14 protein-coding genes are annotated in these 14,413 nt (G+C 71.9%); 13 read left to right on the top strand and 1 reads right to left on the bottom strand.

The features are described from left to right. Positions 1–67: 67 nt before the first annotated feature. The 13 genes from IEY55_RS03305 to IEY55_RS03245 all read left to right on the top strand — a co-directional run bounded on the left by IEY55_RS03305 (position 68) and on the right by IEY55_RS03245 (position 14,257). Complete coding sequence (locus IEY55_RS03305) at positions 68–1,381, top strand: MATE family efflux transporter (protein ID WP_229685941.1); 1,314 nt, start codon at positions 68–70, stop codon at positions 1,379–1,381. Between the two features lie 264 nt (positions 1,382–1,645). Then, the gene (locus IEY55_RS03300; RefSeq protein ID WP_189053717.1) at positions 1,646–2,980 is read left to right on the top strand and encodes an MFS transporter; all 1,335 of its coding nucleotides are present in this window, start codon (positions 1,646–1,648) and stop codon (positions 2,978–2,980) included. Positions 2,981–3,329: 349 nt separating this feature from the next. Beyond that, on the top strand, positions 3,330–4,256 hold the full coding sequence (gene truB, locus IEY55_RS03295) for a tRNA pseudouridine(55) synthase TruB (protein WP_189053715.1): 927 nt from the start codon (positions 3,330–3,332) through the stop codon (positions 4,254–4,256). A 108-nt stretch (positions 4,257–4,364) separates the two neighbouring features. Continuing rightward, positions 4,365–5,333: a bifunctional riboflavin kinase/FAD synthetase gene (locus IEY55_RS03290; protein ID WP_189053713.1), complete on the top strand. Its 969-nt coding sequence runs from the start codon at positions 4,365–4,367 to the stop codon at positions 5,331–5,333. A gap of 130 nt (positions 5,334–5,463) precedes the next feature. Next, complete coding sequence (locus tag IEY55_RS03285) at positions 5,464–5,943, top strand: helix-turn-helix domain-containing protein (protein WP_189054256.1); 480 nt, start codon at positions 5,464–5,466, stop codon at positions 5,941–5,943. 42 nt (positions 5,944–5,985) lie between these two features. After that, positions 5,986–6,525, top strand: a complete 540-nt coding sequence (thpR, locus tag IEY55_RS03280) for an RNA 2',3'-cyclic phosphodiesterase (protein WP_189053711.1) — start codon at positions 5,986–5,988, stop codon at positions 6,523–6,525. 546 nt (positions 6,526–7,071) lie between these two features. After that, positions 7,072–7,341 carry a 30S ribosomal protein S15 gene (rpsO, locus tag IEY55_RS03275; protein WP_189053709.1) on the top strand — a complete coding sequence of 90 codons (270 nt, stop codon included), beginning with the start codon at positions 7,072–7,074 and terminating at the stop codon, positions 7,339–7,341. 216 nt (positions 7,342–7,557) lie between these two features. Further along, the gene (locus tag IEY55_RS03270) at positions 7,558–9,756 is read left to right on the top strand and encodes a polyribonucleotide nucleotidyltransferase (protein WP_189053707.1); all 2,199 of its coding nucleotides are present in this window, start codon (positions 7,558–7,560) and stop codon (positions 9,754–9,756) included. 77 nt (positions 9,757–9,833) lie between these two features. Next, the gene (locus tag IEY55_RS03265) at positions 9,834–11,192 is read left to right on the top strand and encodes a M16 family metallopeptidase (RefSeq protein WP_229686039.1); all 1,359 of its coding nucleotides are present in this window, start codon (positions 9,834–9,836) and stop codon (positions 11,190–11,192) included. Between the two features lie 77 nt (positions 11,193–11,269). Then, positions 11,270–12,055: a 4-hydroxy-tetrahydrodipicolinate reductase gene (gene dapB, locus IEY55_RS03260; protein WP_189053705.1), complete on the top strand. Its 786-nt coding sequence runs from the start codon at positions 11,270–11,272 to the stop codon at positions 12,053–12,055. Further along, positions 12,052–12,522, top strand: a complete 471-nt coding sequence (locus tag IEY55_RS03255; protein WP_189053703.1) for a tetratricopeptide repeat protein — start codon at positions 12,052–12,054, stop codon at positions 12,520–12,522. Before dapB ends, IEY55_RS03255 begins: the two co-directional genes overlap by 4 nt. A 153-nt stretch (positions 12,523–12,675) precedes the next feature. Further along, positions 12,676–13,092: a BP74-related protein gene (locus IEY55_RS03250; RefSeq protein ID WP_189053701.1), complete on the top strand. Its 417-nt coding sequence runs from the start codon at positions 12,676–12,678 to the stop codon at positions 13,090–13,092. Between the two features lie 64 nt (positions 13,093–13,156). Then, positions 13,157–14,257 carry a questin oxidase family protein gene (locus IEY55_RS03245; RefSeq protein WP_189053699.1) on the top strand — a complete coding sequence of 367 codons (1,101 nt, stop codon included), beginning with the start codon at positions 13,157–13,159 and terminating at the stop codon, positions 14,255–14,257. Here IEY55_RS03245 and IEY55_RS03240 read toward each other — a convergent pair. Next, positions 14,238–14,402, bottom strand: coding sequence for a hypothetical protein (locus IEY55_RS03240; protein WP_189054341.1), 165 nt, complete (start codon positions 14,400–14,402; stop codon positions 14,238–14,240). The genes IEY55_RS03245 and IEY55_RS03240 overlap by 20 nt on opposite strands. Positions 14,403–14,413: the final 11 nt, after the last annotated feature.

Here is a 14,413-nt window from a genome sequence, read left to right as displayed (position 1 = left end):
GTGGCTTCCTCGGGTGCGGGCGTTAGGAAAACCCGGTGGAGGGCGTGCCCTACTGGGGGAGGAAGGCGTGACGGTTCAGGCCGAGCGCGTGTCGGCGAGGTCGGTGCTGGCGCTTGCCGTACCCGCGCTGGGCGTGCTCGCGGCCGAGCCGCTCTACGTGCTCGTCGACACCGCCGTGGTCGGGCACCTCGGGGCCATACCGCTGGCCGGCCTGGCACTGGGCGGCGTCCTGCTCTCCCAGGTGTCCACCCAGCTCACGTTCCTCTCCTACGGCACCACCGCGCGGGCCGCCCGGCTGCACGGCGTGGGTCGGCGATCGGAGGCGGTGGCCGAGGGCGTGCAGGCCACCTGGCTGGCGCTGGTGGTCGGCGTGCTGCTGCTCGGCGTCGGCCAGCTGGTGGCCGGCCCGGTGGCGCGTGCCCTGGCCGGTCCGGGCGAGGTGGCCGACGCGGCGGTGAGCTGGCTCCGCGTCGCCCTGTTCGGCACGCCGTTCATCCTCGTCACGATGGCAGGCAACGGCTGGATGCGGGGCGTCCAGGACACCGTCCGGCCCCTGCGGTACGTGTTGTTCGGCAACGGTCTGTCGGCGGGGTTGGCCCCGGTGCTCGTGCACGTGTCGGGCTGGGGGCTGGTCGGCTCGGCCGTGGCGAACGTGGTGGCCCAGGTGGCCAGCGCCGGGCTGTTCCTGCGGGCGCTGGTCGTGGAACGGGTACCGCTGCGCCCGGTGCCGGCCCGGATGCGCGCCCAGCTCGGCCTGGGTCGCGACCTGGTGCTGCGGAGCCTGGCGTTCCAGGCGTGCTTCCTGTCCGCGGCCTCGGCCGCGGCCCGGACCTCGGCCGAGGCCGCCGCAGCCCACCAGGTCGTCCTGCAGCTCTGGGTCTTCCTGTCGCTCGTGCTGGACTCGCTGGCGATCGCGGCGCAGTCGCTGGTGGGGTCGGCGCTGGGCGCGGCGGACCGGCGGCGCGCCCGCGCGCTCGCCTGGCAGGTCACCCGGTACGGGTTCGGTTTCGGGGCGCTGTTGGCCGTGCTGTTCGCCGTCCTGGCCGATCCGCTGCCCCGGCTGTTCACCCCGGACGCCGCCGTGCTGGCGGAGATCCCGGCGGCATGGTGGTTCTTCGTGGTGCTGCAGCCGATCGCCGGCGTGGTGTTCGCGCTCGACGGGGTGTTGATCGGCGCGGGCGACGCCGCGTTCCTGCGCAACACCACGATTCTCAGCGCGGTGCTGGGCTTCCTGCCGTTGATCTGGCTGGCGATGGCCTTCGGGTGGGGGCTGGCGGGAGTCTGGACCGGGCTGGCCGCGTTCATGGTGCTGCGGTTGGTGGCCGTGCTGGCCCGGACCCGGTCCGGCCGGTGGGCCGTCACGGGAGCTGTCCGCTCCTGATCACGTGCCTATCACGAAGTGATCACACCCGGGACTATCCATAATGGACGATCACGTTTTCCGGGGTACCCGTCGGGTGACGAATCAGCCTGGCCTGATCACGTTGTGTGGCAGGACACGGACCCAATGCGCTAACGCATCGGTAAATTCGTTCGATGAGCGGACTGGGCGCTGATCCGGCGCGCTCGCTTTCCCTTCCGCATCTGCATATTCGCAATAGCCCGTACGTCCTCGCACGCCCTCGACAAGCCCCGAAGGAGAACTGTGCCCGTCGAGCGCGCCACTCGACAGGCGTGGTTGATCTGGACCACCGCCGTCGTCATCTACTTCGCCGCGATCTTCCATCGCGCGTCCCTGGGTGTCGCCAGCCTGGAGGCTGGCGAGCGCTTCGGGGTCGGTCCCGCCGCCCTGAGCACGTTCACCGTGCTGCAGGTCGGCGTGTACGCGGTCATGCAGGTCCCGACCGGCCTGCTGGTCGACCGGTTCGGCCCGCGCCGCGTGCTCACCGCCGCTGCCGTCCTGCTCGGGCTGGGGCAGGCCCTGTTCGCCGTTGCCGACTCCTACCCGCTGGGACTGGCCGCCCGGGCGGTGCTCGGCCTTGGTGACGCGCTGACCTGGGTCAGCGTGCTGCGACTCGTCGCCGCGCACTTCCCGGCCCGCCGTTACGCCCTGGTCGTGTCGCTGTCCGGTGCCTTGGGCGCGGCCGGCAACCTCGCCGCCACGCTCCCGCTCACCGTCCTGCTGGACAGCGCCGGCTGGACCGTCACCTTCCTCGTCGCCGGCCTGGCCACCGCCGCGTACTCGGCCCGCGCGGCGTGGCGGCTGCGGGACGTGCCGGCAGGCATGCCCGCGCCCACGCCGGAACCGATCTATCCGCGCGAGGTCGTCGCCCGCGTGGCGGTTTCCTGGCGGACGCCCGGCACCCGGCTCGGGTTCTGGGTGCACTTCTCCACCGGCGTGCTGCCGTCCACGCTCGGCCTGCTCTGGGGCTTTCCCTACCTGGTGGAGGCGCAGGGGCTCAGCCCGGAGTCCGCCAGCGCCGTGCTGACGTTGCTGGTGTTCGGCGGCTTGTTCGGCGGACCGGTGATCGGTGCGTTCACCGCCCGCCGGCCGGAGCTACGGATGCCGGTGGCCACCGGGTTCCTCACCGCCGCGGGCCTGGCCTGGCTGGCAATGCTGGCCTGGCCCGGCCAGCTGCCGGCGGAGCTGCTGACGGTCGTCTTCCTCCTGCTGTCGCTGGGCGGGCCGATCTCGGCCATCGGGTTCGCGCTGGCCCGCGACTACAACCCGTTCCGCCGCGTGGGCACGGCGACCGGCGTGGTGAACGTGGGCGGCTTCGTCGCCACCACGATCTCGGCGCTGGCGGTCGGGCTGCTGCTGGACCTCGCCGAGCCGCTCGGCCCCGGCACCGCCTACCGCGTCGCGTTGCTCGCGGTGGCCGCGGTACTCGGGCTGGGTGCGTGGCGGACGCTGGTGTGGTGGCGCCGGGCGCGGGCCGTCGTGTTCGCCGCCCAGGCACGGGGCGAGGAGGTTCCGGTTCAGCTCCGGCCGCGGCGCTGGGACGTACTCCCCGCCACGCCCGCCCTGGCCCCCGCCTGATCGGAGCCACCGGGTCCACCGGCGGGGCCGGACAGCGGTCGCCAGCGGGCGAGCGCTCTCCCGGCCAGGCACACGATGTCCAGCGCCGGTCCCCGCGGACCTGTTCCGTGTGGCCCACCATCGCGTTGGCTGCCCGTGATGCTTCCGGGTCCTGGCACGGCTTCCGCCGAAGCCGTGCCAGGACCGCAGCGAAAGACTTGCGCAAGGGCGTACTTTCGCTTGGTCGCTACCGCAAGGCCAGCGGCGGGAGCTCCGGTGCACCCGGTGCCGGTGGCGGGTGGGAGGGAAGCCGACCTTCGAGGGACCCCCTTGTTTCCGCCGCCGCGCCGTCCATGGAAGATGGTCCGCCGTGTCCGCAGTCGCCAACAGTGCCAACAGACAGCCCGAAACCCGTCCCCAAGTCCCACCGGGCCTGGTCGTGGTCGACAAGCCGGCGGGGATGACCTCGCACGACGTCGTCGCCCGCGTGCGCAAGATCCTCGGCACCCGCAAGGTGGGCCACGCCGGCACCCTGGACCCGATGGCGACCGGCGTGCTGGTGCTGGGCGTGGAGCGGGCCACCAAGCTGCTGGGCCACCTCGCCCTGGACAGCAAGGCGTACCTGGCCACGATCCGGCTCGGCGCCGCCACCACGACCGACGACGCCGAGGGCGAGGTGCTCAGCGAGGCCAACGCCGCCAACGTCACCGAGGCGCAGGTCCGGCGCGGTATGGCCAAGCTCACCGGTGACATCGACCAGGTGCCCAGCGCGGTCAGCGCGGTGAAGATCGCCGGCGAGCGGGCCTACGAGCTGGTGCGCGCCGGCAAGAAGGTGGACCTGCCCGCGCGACCGGTCACCGTGGACCGGTTCGACCTGCTCGCCATGCGTCACGAGGGCGGCCACACCGACCTCGACGTGATGGTCGAGTGCTCCTCGGGCACCTACGTCCGGGCCCTGGCCCGCGACCTGGGCGCCGACCTGTACGTGGGCGGCCACCTGATGGCGTTGCGTCGGACCCGGGTCGGCCCGTTCGGGCTGGCCGTGGCGCGCGGCCTGGAGAAGCTGGAGAGCGACCCGGGCCTAAGCCTGGGGCTGGACGACGCGGTCGCGGCCGCGTTCCCGCGCCGGGACGTCGACGCCGCCGACGCCGTGGCGGTCGCCCACGGCCAACGCCTACCCGCCACCGGCATCTTCGGCACCTACGGTGTGTTCGCCCCCAACGGCCGGGTGGTCGCCCTGGTGAACGAACAGGGGGGCGCGGCGCGCCCGCTCGTGGTGCTCACTCCCGCGAGCTGAGCGCCCGGCCGTGCCGCAGGTCGGGTGGAGGGTCCGGCCGGCCACTCCACCCGACCGGGTGGTACCGCCGGCAATAGCCTGATCCGGGGACATTTAGGCTTTCCAGACGTGGAGCGTTGGCGTGGTCTGGAAAGCCTGCCCGGCGGGTGGGGCCGGTGTGTGGTGACCATCGGGGTGTTCGACGGCGTGCACCGCGGACACCAGCAGCTCATCGGTCGGGCGGTCCGGCTGGCGCACGAGCGCGGCCTGCCCTGCGTGGTGATGACCTTCGACCCGCACCCGTCCGAGGTGGTGCGCCCGGGTAGCCACCCGGCGCAGCTGACCACGCTGCGGCGTCGCGCGGAGCTGGTGGAGGAGCTCGGCGTCGACGTGTTCTGCGTGCTGCCGTTCACCCTCGAGCTGTCCCGGGTGCCCGCCGACGAGTTCGTGCACGAGATCCTCGTCGAGCAGCTGCACGCGGCCGCCGTCGTGGTGGGGGAGAACTTCGCCTTCGGCTACAAGGCCGCCGGCAACGTGGACCTGCTCCGCCGGCTCGGCCAGCGGTTCGGCTTCACCGTGGAGGGCGCCACCCTGATCAGCGAGCGCACCGCGACCGGAGAGATCACCTTCTCCTCCACCTACATCCGGTCCTGCATCGACGCCGGCGACGTGGCCGCCGCCGCGGAGGCCCTGGGCCGGCCGCACCGGCTCGAGGGCATCGTCGTGCGTGGTGACAGCCGCGGCCGGGAGCTCGGCTTCCCCACCGCCAACCTGTCCACGCCGCGTTTCGCGGCGGTACCGGCCGACGGCATCTACGCCTGCCGCTTCCTGCACGCCGACGCCGACGGGGTCACCCGCTCGCTGCAGGCCGCGGTGTCGGTGGGGACCAACCCGACCTTCTCCGGTCGGGAGCGGCGCGTCGAGGCCTACGTCCTCGACATCGACGAGGACTTCTACGGCGAGCGGGTCGCGTTGGACTTCGTGGCCCGCATCCGGGAGATGCAGCGGTTCGACAGCCCCGCCGAGCTCGTCGAGGAGATGCACCGCGACGTCGAGCACACCCGCGAGCTGCTGGCCGCCGACGCCGAGGGGAAGTGAGCCGGGGGCTCGACGCAGCGCCGCGAGGCGAGTGCAGATGCGAACCGTGCCCGGGTTCCGCCCCGAACGGTGACGGGGACCTGGCAGTATGCCTGCGCTGGGCCGTGAGGGAAACGTGGGAGACGCATACGTGGAGGAGCACAAGACCGTTCAGCGCAACCTCGCGCTGCAGCGCGAGTGGTACGGCGAGCCCCTGGGGGACCGCGTACGCCGGCTCGTCGTCGCGTTCGACGTGTCGCAGGCCCAGCTGGCCGAGGTGCTCGGCATCAGCGCGCCGATGCTGAGCCAGGTGATGAGTGGTCGCCGCGCCAAGATCGGCAACCCCGCCGTGCTGGCCAGGATGGTCATGCTGGAGCGCCGGGTGCTGACCCCGGACGTGGCCGCCGGGGACAAGGAGGCGTTGCGGCGGGCCCTGGAGGAGGTCCGCAACTCGCGGCCGAAGGTGGGCCGGGAGACACTCCCGGTCGACGAGGGCAACCACGACGACGCCGCGTTGGCCACGCTGCGCCGGCACGCCCGCCACGACGAGCTGCTGGCCGCGGCCGACCTGCTGTCGGCGCGGTTCCCGAGACTGTCGAGGTTCCTGCGCCGGGCCGCCCGGGACGAGTAACGGGCAGCGCCGAAGGCCGAAGCGGATTGGGTAGGGAGCGGGGTGCGGCTGTTCACCGCCCTGTGGCCGCCGGAGGACGCGGTGCGCGACCTCACGGCACGGCTGCGTGCGGCGCTGGCCCAGCCACCGGCGGGGCTGCGCTGGGTCCCGGTGGAGAAGTGGCACCTCACCCTGTGCTTCCACGGCGAGTGCGACGACGCCGAGCGGGACAGGCGCGCCGACCGGCTGCGCCGCCGCGGACCCAAGGTCCTCGGACCGACCCTCCGGTTCACCGGCAGCGGTGTCTTCCGGGGCGTGCTGTGGGTGGGCGTGGAGCCGCGGGAGGAGGCGGACGTCGCGGCGTTGCGGCAGCTCGCCAAGGTCGCCGGTACCGACCCCGGGCGGTACCGTCCGCACCTCACGGTGGCGCGCTGGTCCCGGGGGCGGCCCGACACCACGGCCATCCGCGAGCTGCTGGCCGACTACACCGGCCCGTGGTGGGTCGCCGACGAGGTGCTCCTGGTGCGCAGTGAGCTCCATGGTGCGCAGGGCTCGACTTACAGCCGGCTCGAACGAGTACCGCTGCAACGCGAGTCGCCGTAGATCGATGAGGGAGATCACGATCCACAAGTCGGGTACCGGCGCGATCGGGCCCGCGTCGAGCGCGCTCCGGCACGATCTGCGATCTCGGGCCATGGCTGGCGGCACCTCCCGCCGTCTCGCGCGATGCCGCGCTGGGAACCGGCGGAGATCCTGGCTCGCGGCCGAGGCTGCGATGCCGCGGGCTTCCCGAGAAATCCCAACGGAAGCGCCCGCCACCGGACGCGGCCGACGACTCGAGCGGCGGGAAGCGTGACCGCCCGACAATTGTTGCGGCGCACGCCGTTGGCGGTCGACTGTTCCGGCACCGGCTAGGCGCGGGATGGCCGGCGTCACAGGGCGTGTCGGGTACCGGCCGGGCCGCGGCGCGGCCCGGCCGATTCCGGGGTGGGTGACCTGGGGCAACCAGTGCGCCGGCAGGTGGGGGACGGCCTGCTACCCTCGGTTGTTGGGTCCGGCTGCAGTCCGTGGCGGCCGTGACCGACTCACCCGGCGGTGACCACCCCCGTTGGGCCGCACGGCACCAAGTAGAGCAAGGAGACCACACCAGTGGCTTTGTCCACCGAACAGAAGAAGACCATCCTCGGCGAGTACGGCCTCAAGGATGGCGACACCGGCTCGCCGGAGGCCCAGGTCGCGTTGCTGACCAAGCGGATCAGCGACCTGACCGAGCACCTGAAGGTGCACAAGCACGACCACCACTCCCGTCGTGGCCTGCTGCTGATGGTCGGCCGCCGGCGCCGGCTGCTGAACTACCTGCAGAAGGTGGACATCGAGCGCTACCGGTCGCTGATCCAGCGGCTCGGACTGCGCCGCTGACGGATGCCGAGGGGGAGCGACCACGGGTCGCTCCCCCTTGATCCTAACTGAACCAGGGCTGCACCCACCACGCGTACGGGGGACCTGTTCGCCGGTCCTCGGTAGTGGTTCCCGAGGGGCCGCGTCGGCTCCCGGGGACTTCGATCGAAGACCGGCCTCGTCCGGACCGTGAACCCGCGCGCCTGCGGTGCACGGCCCGTAGGACGAGGAGAGAACATGACCGAAAACCAGGTCCACGAGACCACCGCCACGATCGACAACGGGCGGTTCGGGACCCGCACCATCCGCTTCGAGACGGGCCGGTTGGCCCGGCAGGCCGCCGGCAGCGTCGTTGCCTACCTCGACGACGAGACCATGCTGCTGTCGGCCACCACCGCGTCCCGGCAGCCCAAGGAGTTTCTGGACTTCTTCCCGCTCACCGTCGACGTCGAGGAGCGGATGTACGCGATCGGCCGGATCCCCGGCTCCTTCTTCCGCCGGGAGGGCCGGCCGTCCACCGACGCCATCCTGACCTGCCGGCTGATCGACCGTCCGCTGCGCCCGTCCTTCGTGGAGGGCCTGCGTAACGAGGTCCAGGTCGTGATCACGGTGCAGAGCCTGCACCCGCAGGACCTCTACGACGTGGTGGCGATCAACGCCGCCTCCGCCTCCACCCAGCTGGCCGGCCTGCCGTTCTCCGGCCCGATCGGCGGCGTGCGGATGGCGTTGATCGAGGGCCAGTGGGTCGCCTTCCCCACTCACGAGCAGCTGGAGACGGCCGTGTTCGACATGGTCGTCGCCGGCCGGGTGGTCGGTAACGACGTGGCGATCATGATGGTCGAGGCCGAGGCCACCGAGCAGACCGGCGACCTGGTCGCCGCCGGTGCGCAGGCGCCCACCGAGGAGGTGGTCGCCGGTGGGCTGGAGGCCGCCAAGCCGTTCATCCGGGTGCTGTGCGAGGCCCAGCAGCAGCTGGCCGACGCCGCCGGCAAGGACACCGCCGAGTTCCCGTTGTTCCCGGCCTACCAGCCGGACGCCTACGAGGCGGTGTCCAACGCGGTCAGCAACGAGCTGGCCGAGGCGCTGGCCATCGCCGGCAAGCAGGAGCGCGAGAGCCGTATCGACGAGGTCAAGCAGTCCTGCCTGGAACGGGTGATCGCCGACGAGGAGTCGCCGTTCGCCGGCCGGGAGAAGGAGGTCGGCGCGGCCTTCCGCGCGCTGACCAAGAAGCTGGTCCGCCAGCGCATCCTGCGCGACAAGATCCGCATCGACGGCCGCGGCGTCACCGACATCCGCAGCCTGGCCGCGGAGGTCGCGGTCGTGCCGCGGGCGCACGGCTCGGCGCTGTTCGAGCGGGGTGAGACCCAGATCCTGGGTGTGACCACGCTGAACATGCTCCGCATGGAGCAGTCGCTGGACACGCTCTCGCCGGAGACGACCAAGCGCTACATGCACCACTACAACTTCCCGCCGTTCTCCACCGGTGAGACCGGCCGCGTGGGCTCGCCCAAGCGGCGGGAGATCGGGCACGGCGCGCTCGCCGAGCGGGCCCTGGTCCCGGTGCTGCCCAAGCGCGAGGAGTTCCCCTACGCCCTCCGGCAGGTGTCCGAGGCGCTGGGCTCCAACGGGTCCACCTCGATGGGCTCGGTGTGCGCCTCGACCATGTCGCTGCTCAACGCCGGTGTGCCGCTGAAGGCCCCGGTGGCCGGTATCGCCATGGGCCTGGTGTCCGACGAGGTCGACGGCGAGACCCGCTACGTGGCGCTCACCGACATCCTCGGTGCCGAGGACGCCTTCGGCGACATGGACTTCAAGGTCGCCGGCACCAAGGAGTTCGTCACCGCGCTGCAGCTGGACACCAAGCTCGACGGCATCCCCTCCGACGTGCTGGCCCAGGCGCTCGGCCAGGCCCGGGACGCCCGGCTGACCATCCTCGAGGTGATGGCCGAGGCCATCGACCGGCCGGACGAGATGAGCCCGTACGCGCCGCGGGTCACCACCGTCACCATCCCGGTGGACAAGATCGGCGAGGTCATCGGCCCGAAGGGCAAGATGATCAACTCGATCACCGAGGAGACCGGCGCGGACATTTCGATCGAGGACGACGGCACCATCTACGTCGGCGCCGCGGACGGCCCGTCCGCCCAGGCGGCCGTCGACAAGATCAACGCCATCGCCAACCCGCAGCTGCCCAAGGTGGGCGAGCGCTTCCTGGGCACCGTGGTCAAGACCGCGGCCTTCGGCGCGTTCGTCTCGCTGCTGCCGGGCAAGGACGGCCTGGTGCACATCTCCAAGCTGGGCAACGGCAAGCGGATCAACAAGGTCGAGGACGTGGTCAAGGTCGGTGACAAGCTCCGGGTGGAGATCGCCGACATCGACAACCGCGGCAAGATCAGCCTGATCCTGGTTCCGGAGGAGACCCCGGAGTCGAAGTGACCCACAGCGGTAACGCGGCCGCGGGCGCCCCGGGCGCCCGCGGCCGCTCACATCGAGCGAGTCAGGGTGGGCGGACGCTGCGCCCCCGGCCCGGCCACCTGCAGCGCCCCGGCAGCACCAGGGTGTTGGAGCGCAACACCAACGGCACCGCGGTGCGGCGCAGCGTGCTGCCCGGCGGGCTGCGCGTGATTACCGAGGAGCTGTCCGGCGTGCGGTCGGCCTCGGTCGGCATCTGGGTCGGGGTCGGCTCGCGCGACGAGGTGCCAAGGGTCGCCGGCGCCGCGCACTATTTGGAACACCTGCTGTTCAAGGGCACCGGGCGGCGCAGCGCGACGCAGATCGCCGAGGAGGTGGACGCCGTCGGCGGCGAGCTGAACGCGTTCACCGCCAAGGAGCACACCTGCTACTACGCGCACGTGCTCGACAGCGATCTCCCGCTGGCCGTCGACCTGCTCTGCGACGTCGTGTTCGAGGCGCTGTGCACGCCGAACGACGTGGAGACCGAACGCAGCGTGGTGCTCGAGGAGATCGCCATGCGCGACGACGACCCCGAGGACCTGCTGCACGACGCGTTCTGCGCGGCCCTGCTCGGCGACCACCCGTTGGGGCGCTCGGTGCTGGGCAGCGAGAACTCCATCACCGGGATGAGCCGGAACGCGCTGTACGGCTTCTACCGGCGCCGCTACGCACTGCCGCGCATGGTGTTCGCGGTGGCGGGCAACGTCGAGCACGGCCAGGTGCTCCGGCTGGTGCGCCGGGCCCTGGGCGACCGGCTGGCCGGTGACCAGGCGCCGGTGGCGCCGCGACAGGGCCGGGCCCGGATCAGCGGTGGCCGGCGACTGGGGCTGCACCCCGACGACACCGAGCAGGCGCACGTCATGCTCGGCATGCGGGCGCTGGACCGGCACGACGAGCGGCGCTTCGCGCTGGGCGTGCTCAACGCCGCGCTGGGCGGCGGAATGAGCTCGCGGCTGTTCCAGGAGGTGCGGGAGCGGCGCGGGCTGGCGTACTCGGTCTACTCCTCGGTGGCCTCCTACGCCGACACCGGGAGCCTGAGCGTGTACGCCGGCTGCCAGCCGGAGCGGCTGGGCGAGGTCGCCGGCGTGGTGCGGGCCGTGCTGGCCGACGTGGCCGCCGGCGGCATGTCCGAGGCCGAGGTGGCCCGCGGCAAGGGGCAGATGCGCGGCGCGCTCGTGCTCGGCCTGGAGGACACCGGCTCCCGGATGAGCCGCATCGGCAAGGGTGAGCTGAACCACGCCGACCACCTCACCGTCGAGCAGCTGCTGGAGCGGATCGACGCGGTCACGCCCGAGCAGGTCGCGGCGCTGGCGCGGGAGCTGCTCCGGCGCCCGGTCAGTGCCGCCGTCGTCGGCCCGTACGCTCAACCGGGAGAGCTGCCCGCCGAGGTGCACGAGCTGACGGCCGCCAAGCCCTGAGCAGTTCGGCCGGTGTGGGCCAGTGGGGTCGCGACACCGGCGCGACCCGTCACCAGCGCCGCGATTGGAGTTCGAGCATGAGCCAGCCCGCCGCCCGTCCCGCCGACGAGCCGATCCGGGTCGGCGTGATCGGTGCCCGGGGCCGGATGGGGTCCGAGGTCTGCCGCGCCGTGGACGCCGCCCCGGACATGGACCTGGTCGCCATGGCCAGCTCCGGGGACTGGTTGTTCAACATCGCCGACGCCGGCGCCGAGGTGGTCGTCGACTTCACCCATCCCGACGTGGTCATGGACAACGTCCGGTTCTGTGTGGACCAGGGAATCCACTGCGTGGTGGGCACCAGCGGCTTCGACGCCGAGCGCCTGGCGACGGTGCGGTCGTGGCTGGAGCACAAGCCGCAACTGGGCGTGCTGGTCGCGCCGAACTTCGCGATCGGCGCGGTGCTGTCGATGAAGTTCGCCGAGATGGCGGCCCGGTTCTACGAGTCGGTCGAGATCATCGAGCTGCACCACGCACGCAAGGCGGACGCTCCCTCGGGCACCGCGGCGCGGACCGCCGAGCTGGTCGCCCAGGCGCGCGCCGAGGCCAAGATGGAACCGTGCCCGGACGCCACGACCCACCAGGCGCCGGGGGCGCGCGGGGCGGAGCTGGACGGGGTGCGGGTGCACTCGGTGCGGTTGTCCGGCCTGGTTGCGCACCAGGAGGTGTTGTTCGGCACCGAGGGTGAGACGCTCACCCTCCGGCACGACTCGCTGGACCGGAAGTCGTTCATGCCGGGCGTGCTGTTGGGCGTGCGCGAGCTGCTCACCCACCCGGGCCTGACCGTCGGGCTCGAGGCGTTCCTGGGGCTCGACAGGCCATGAACGCGACCCGCCGGCTGCTCTCGCCCCGCAACGTGGCGTTGCTGCTCGTCGCGGTGCTGGTGGTCTACTTCCTGCTGACCGCCCGGCGCGCGGTCGTGTTGCTGGGCACGGGCACGCCGGTGGGTATCGCCCTCGGGTTGACCGTGCTGGTGCTGCCGCTGATCGGCGTGTGGATCGTGGTGGCGAACGTGCGTTTCGGCATGCGTACCGAGCGGTTGGCGCGGCAGCTCGCCACGGAGGGTGGGATGCCGGACACCTCGGGCCTGCCGCGGCTGCCGTCGGGACGGGTGAATCGGGACGCGGCCGACGCCTGGTTCGCCGAGCGGCGGGCCGAGGTGGAGGCCGAGCCGGGGGACTGGCGACGCTGGTACCGGCTGGCCATGGCCTACGACCTGGCCGGGGACCGGGGCCGCGCGCGGGAGGCGATGCGGAAGGCGCTGGAGCTTGCCGAACCCGACCTGTCCTGATCCTGTCGATGATCATCGACACAGCCGGTTCGTGATCGTTGTCACTGTCCGGCCCGCCCGGGTTCGGCAGGGTGTTCGGTGTCGATCTCGCCGGGTACTCGGCGCGTGACCCACGCCGGTACTCCCGATCCGAGGGGAAACGCCTTGCGACGCATGACAAGGTTCGCCGCCCTGGCCGCTACCGTGGTGGGCCTCATCCTTCCCGGCGTTGGCTCGGTCGCCTCCGCCGCCGAGCAGGACGCCCGCACGCAGTACGTCGCCACCATCCGCGTTGCGGACCAGGAGAACTACCGGGTTCGGTTGGTGGAGAAGGACGACATCGAGAACGCCTTCCGGCTGCTGCGCGGTGACAGGGACGCGCCACGCATCCCGAACGGCAAGATCGTGCGCGGATCGGCCGACGTCAACATCGGCTACAGCTGGCACATCGACCCGAAGGACTTCGCCTGGGCCGATTTCGCGATGGAGATATGCGACGGTCTTCCCTCGCACGTCGAGGACGGGACCCTCACCAGCGACCGCTACTGCCCTTGGAGCGCGAAGGTTCTTTCGGTGGCTCCGCTTCCCTGACGGCAACGTGACGCGCGGTGGCCGCTGTTGACCTCGACCTTGGTCGAGGTTTGATGATGGGTTCATGCGTGTTGACCTGCGGCCATTGCTGGCCGGACTGGAAGTGCTGGAGGGTACCGGCCCGGAGTTCGAGGGTTTTCTCGCCAACCACGGCCCGATGGCCTGTGAAGCGCTGGTGACCTTGGGCGTCGGTGATCAAGCGCCGGGGTGGGCCGCCCGCTACCGGCCGCGGTTGGACGGTGCGGCGGTGCCGCGGTTCCGGCTCGATCCCGAGGATTACCGCAGCGCGTTGGGGCGGATGGATCTGCTGGGTGACTGGATCGCACTGCTGCGCCGGGAGGTCGCCGAGCGCCCCTGGCCGACGGTGCTCACCCGGTGGTGGCCGCGGTTGCTGCCCGGCCTGGCCGCCGCGGGCATGCACGGGGTGATCCGCACCGCGCACGCGGTCCGTGCCCTGGCCGTCGCTGCCGAGCCCCACCCCCTACTGGTGGACGAACTCGCCCAGGGGTTGGCTTACTGGGCGGCCCGCTACCAGCGACTTCCCGGCAATCCCACGCTCACCGGGACAGTCCCGTTGCCGGCTGCGCTCACCGGACTACCTCGCCTGAAGTCCGCCACCCCCTCGCCGGGCCCCGGCATCACCGGCCGGCTGGTCGCCCTCGATCGGCTCACCGGGTTCGCTGCCGCACTGGACCGCTACCGACCCGCGACACCGCCGAGCCTGGTCACCGATCCCGACGTCGCCTGTCAGGCCACGCTGGACGAGCTGATCAGCGCCGCCGCGCGGGTGCTCATCGCCCGCCCCGACGCCCCCGTCGCCTTCTGCCACGCCATCACCGCGCCGGCCGCGATCCGACTGGTGTTGCCGCATCTTGACTCGACACAGCGCGTCCCGTCGGTGGCCGCCGCATGGCAGGTCCTGGGCGCGGTGGTGGCGGCCTTTGCGCCCAGCCCTGGTGACGACGGACTGGACTGGCACTCCGACCGACCGGCGCCGCAGCGTGGCGTACTGCTCGAGCGGGTCCAGGACTCCGGGGATGAGCACGTCATCAAGTTGACCGAAGCCACCCTGCGCGAACACGCCCGCACCGGTGATGACGTGCTGCTGCACGCCGCGACGGTCTTCGCCGACCGGATGGCCACCCTCACCGACCGGATGACGTGAACCCGGGCGTGCCCTTCTCGACCACGAACGCCTTGATCTGGTTGTCTTCCTCGTCTCGTGCCCAGACGACAACGAGGTCGGCGAAGGTGGCGTTGCCGATCCAGTGTCCTGGGGCGGGATCGAGCGTGCCAGCCCGCCATGACAACAGTTTCGGCC

It is taken from the genome of Longimycelium tulufanense, from assembly GCF_014645795.1.
Taxonomy (GTDB): Bacteria; Actinomycetota; Actinomycetes; order Mycobacteriales; family Pseudonocardiaceae; genus Longimycelium; species Longimycelium tulufanense.
This window is presented reverse-complemented; position numbering and strand designations above follow the sequence as displayed.

Bases quoted from the DNA above. Each gene is read 5' to 3' on its own strand.
- IEY55_RS03270 (WP_189053707.1), top strand. From the start codon at position 7,558: ATGACCGAAAACCAGGTCCACGAGACCACCGCCACGATCGACAACGGG.
- dapB (WP_189053705.1), top strand. From the start codon at position 11,270: ATGAGCCAGCCCGCCGCCCGTCCCGCCGACGAGCCGATCCGGGTCGGC.
- IEY55_RS03255 (WP_189053703.1), top strand. From the start codon at position 12,052: ATGAACGCGACCCGCCGGCTGCTCTCGCCCCGCAACGTGGCGTTGCTG.
- IEY55_RS03250 (WP_189053701.1), top strand. From the start codon at position 12,676: ATGACAAGGTTCGCCGCCCTGGCCGCTACCGTGGTGGGCCTCATCCTT.
- IEY55_RS03245 (WP_189053699.1), top strand. From the start codon at position 13,157: ATGCGTGTTGACCTGCGGCCATTGCTGGCCGGACTGGAAGTGCTGGAG.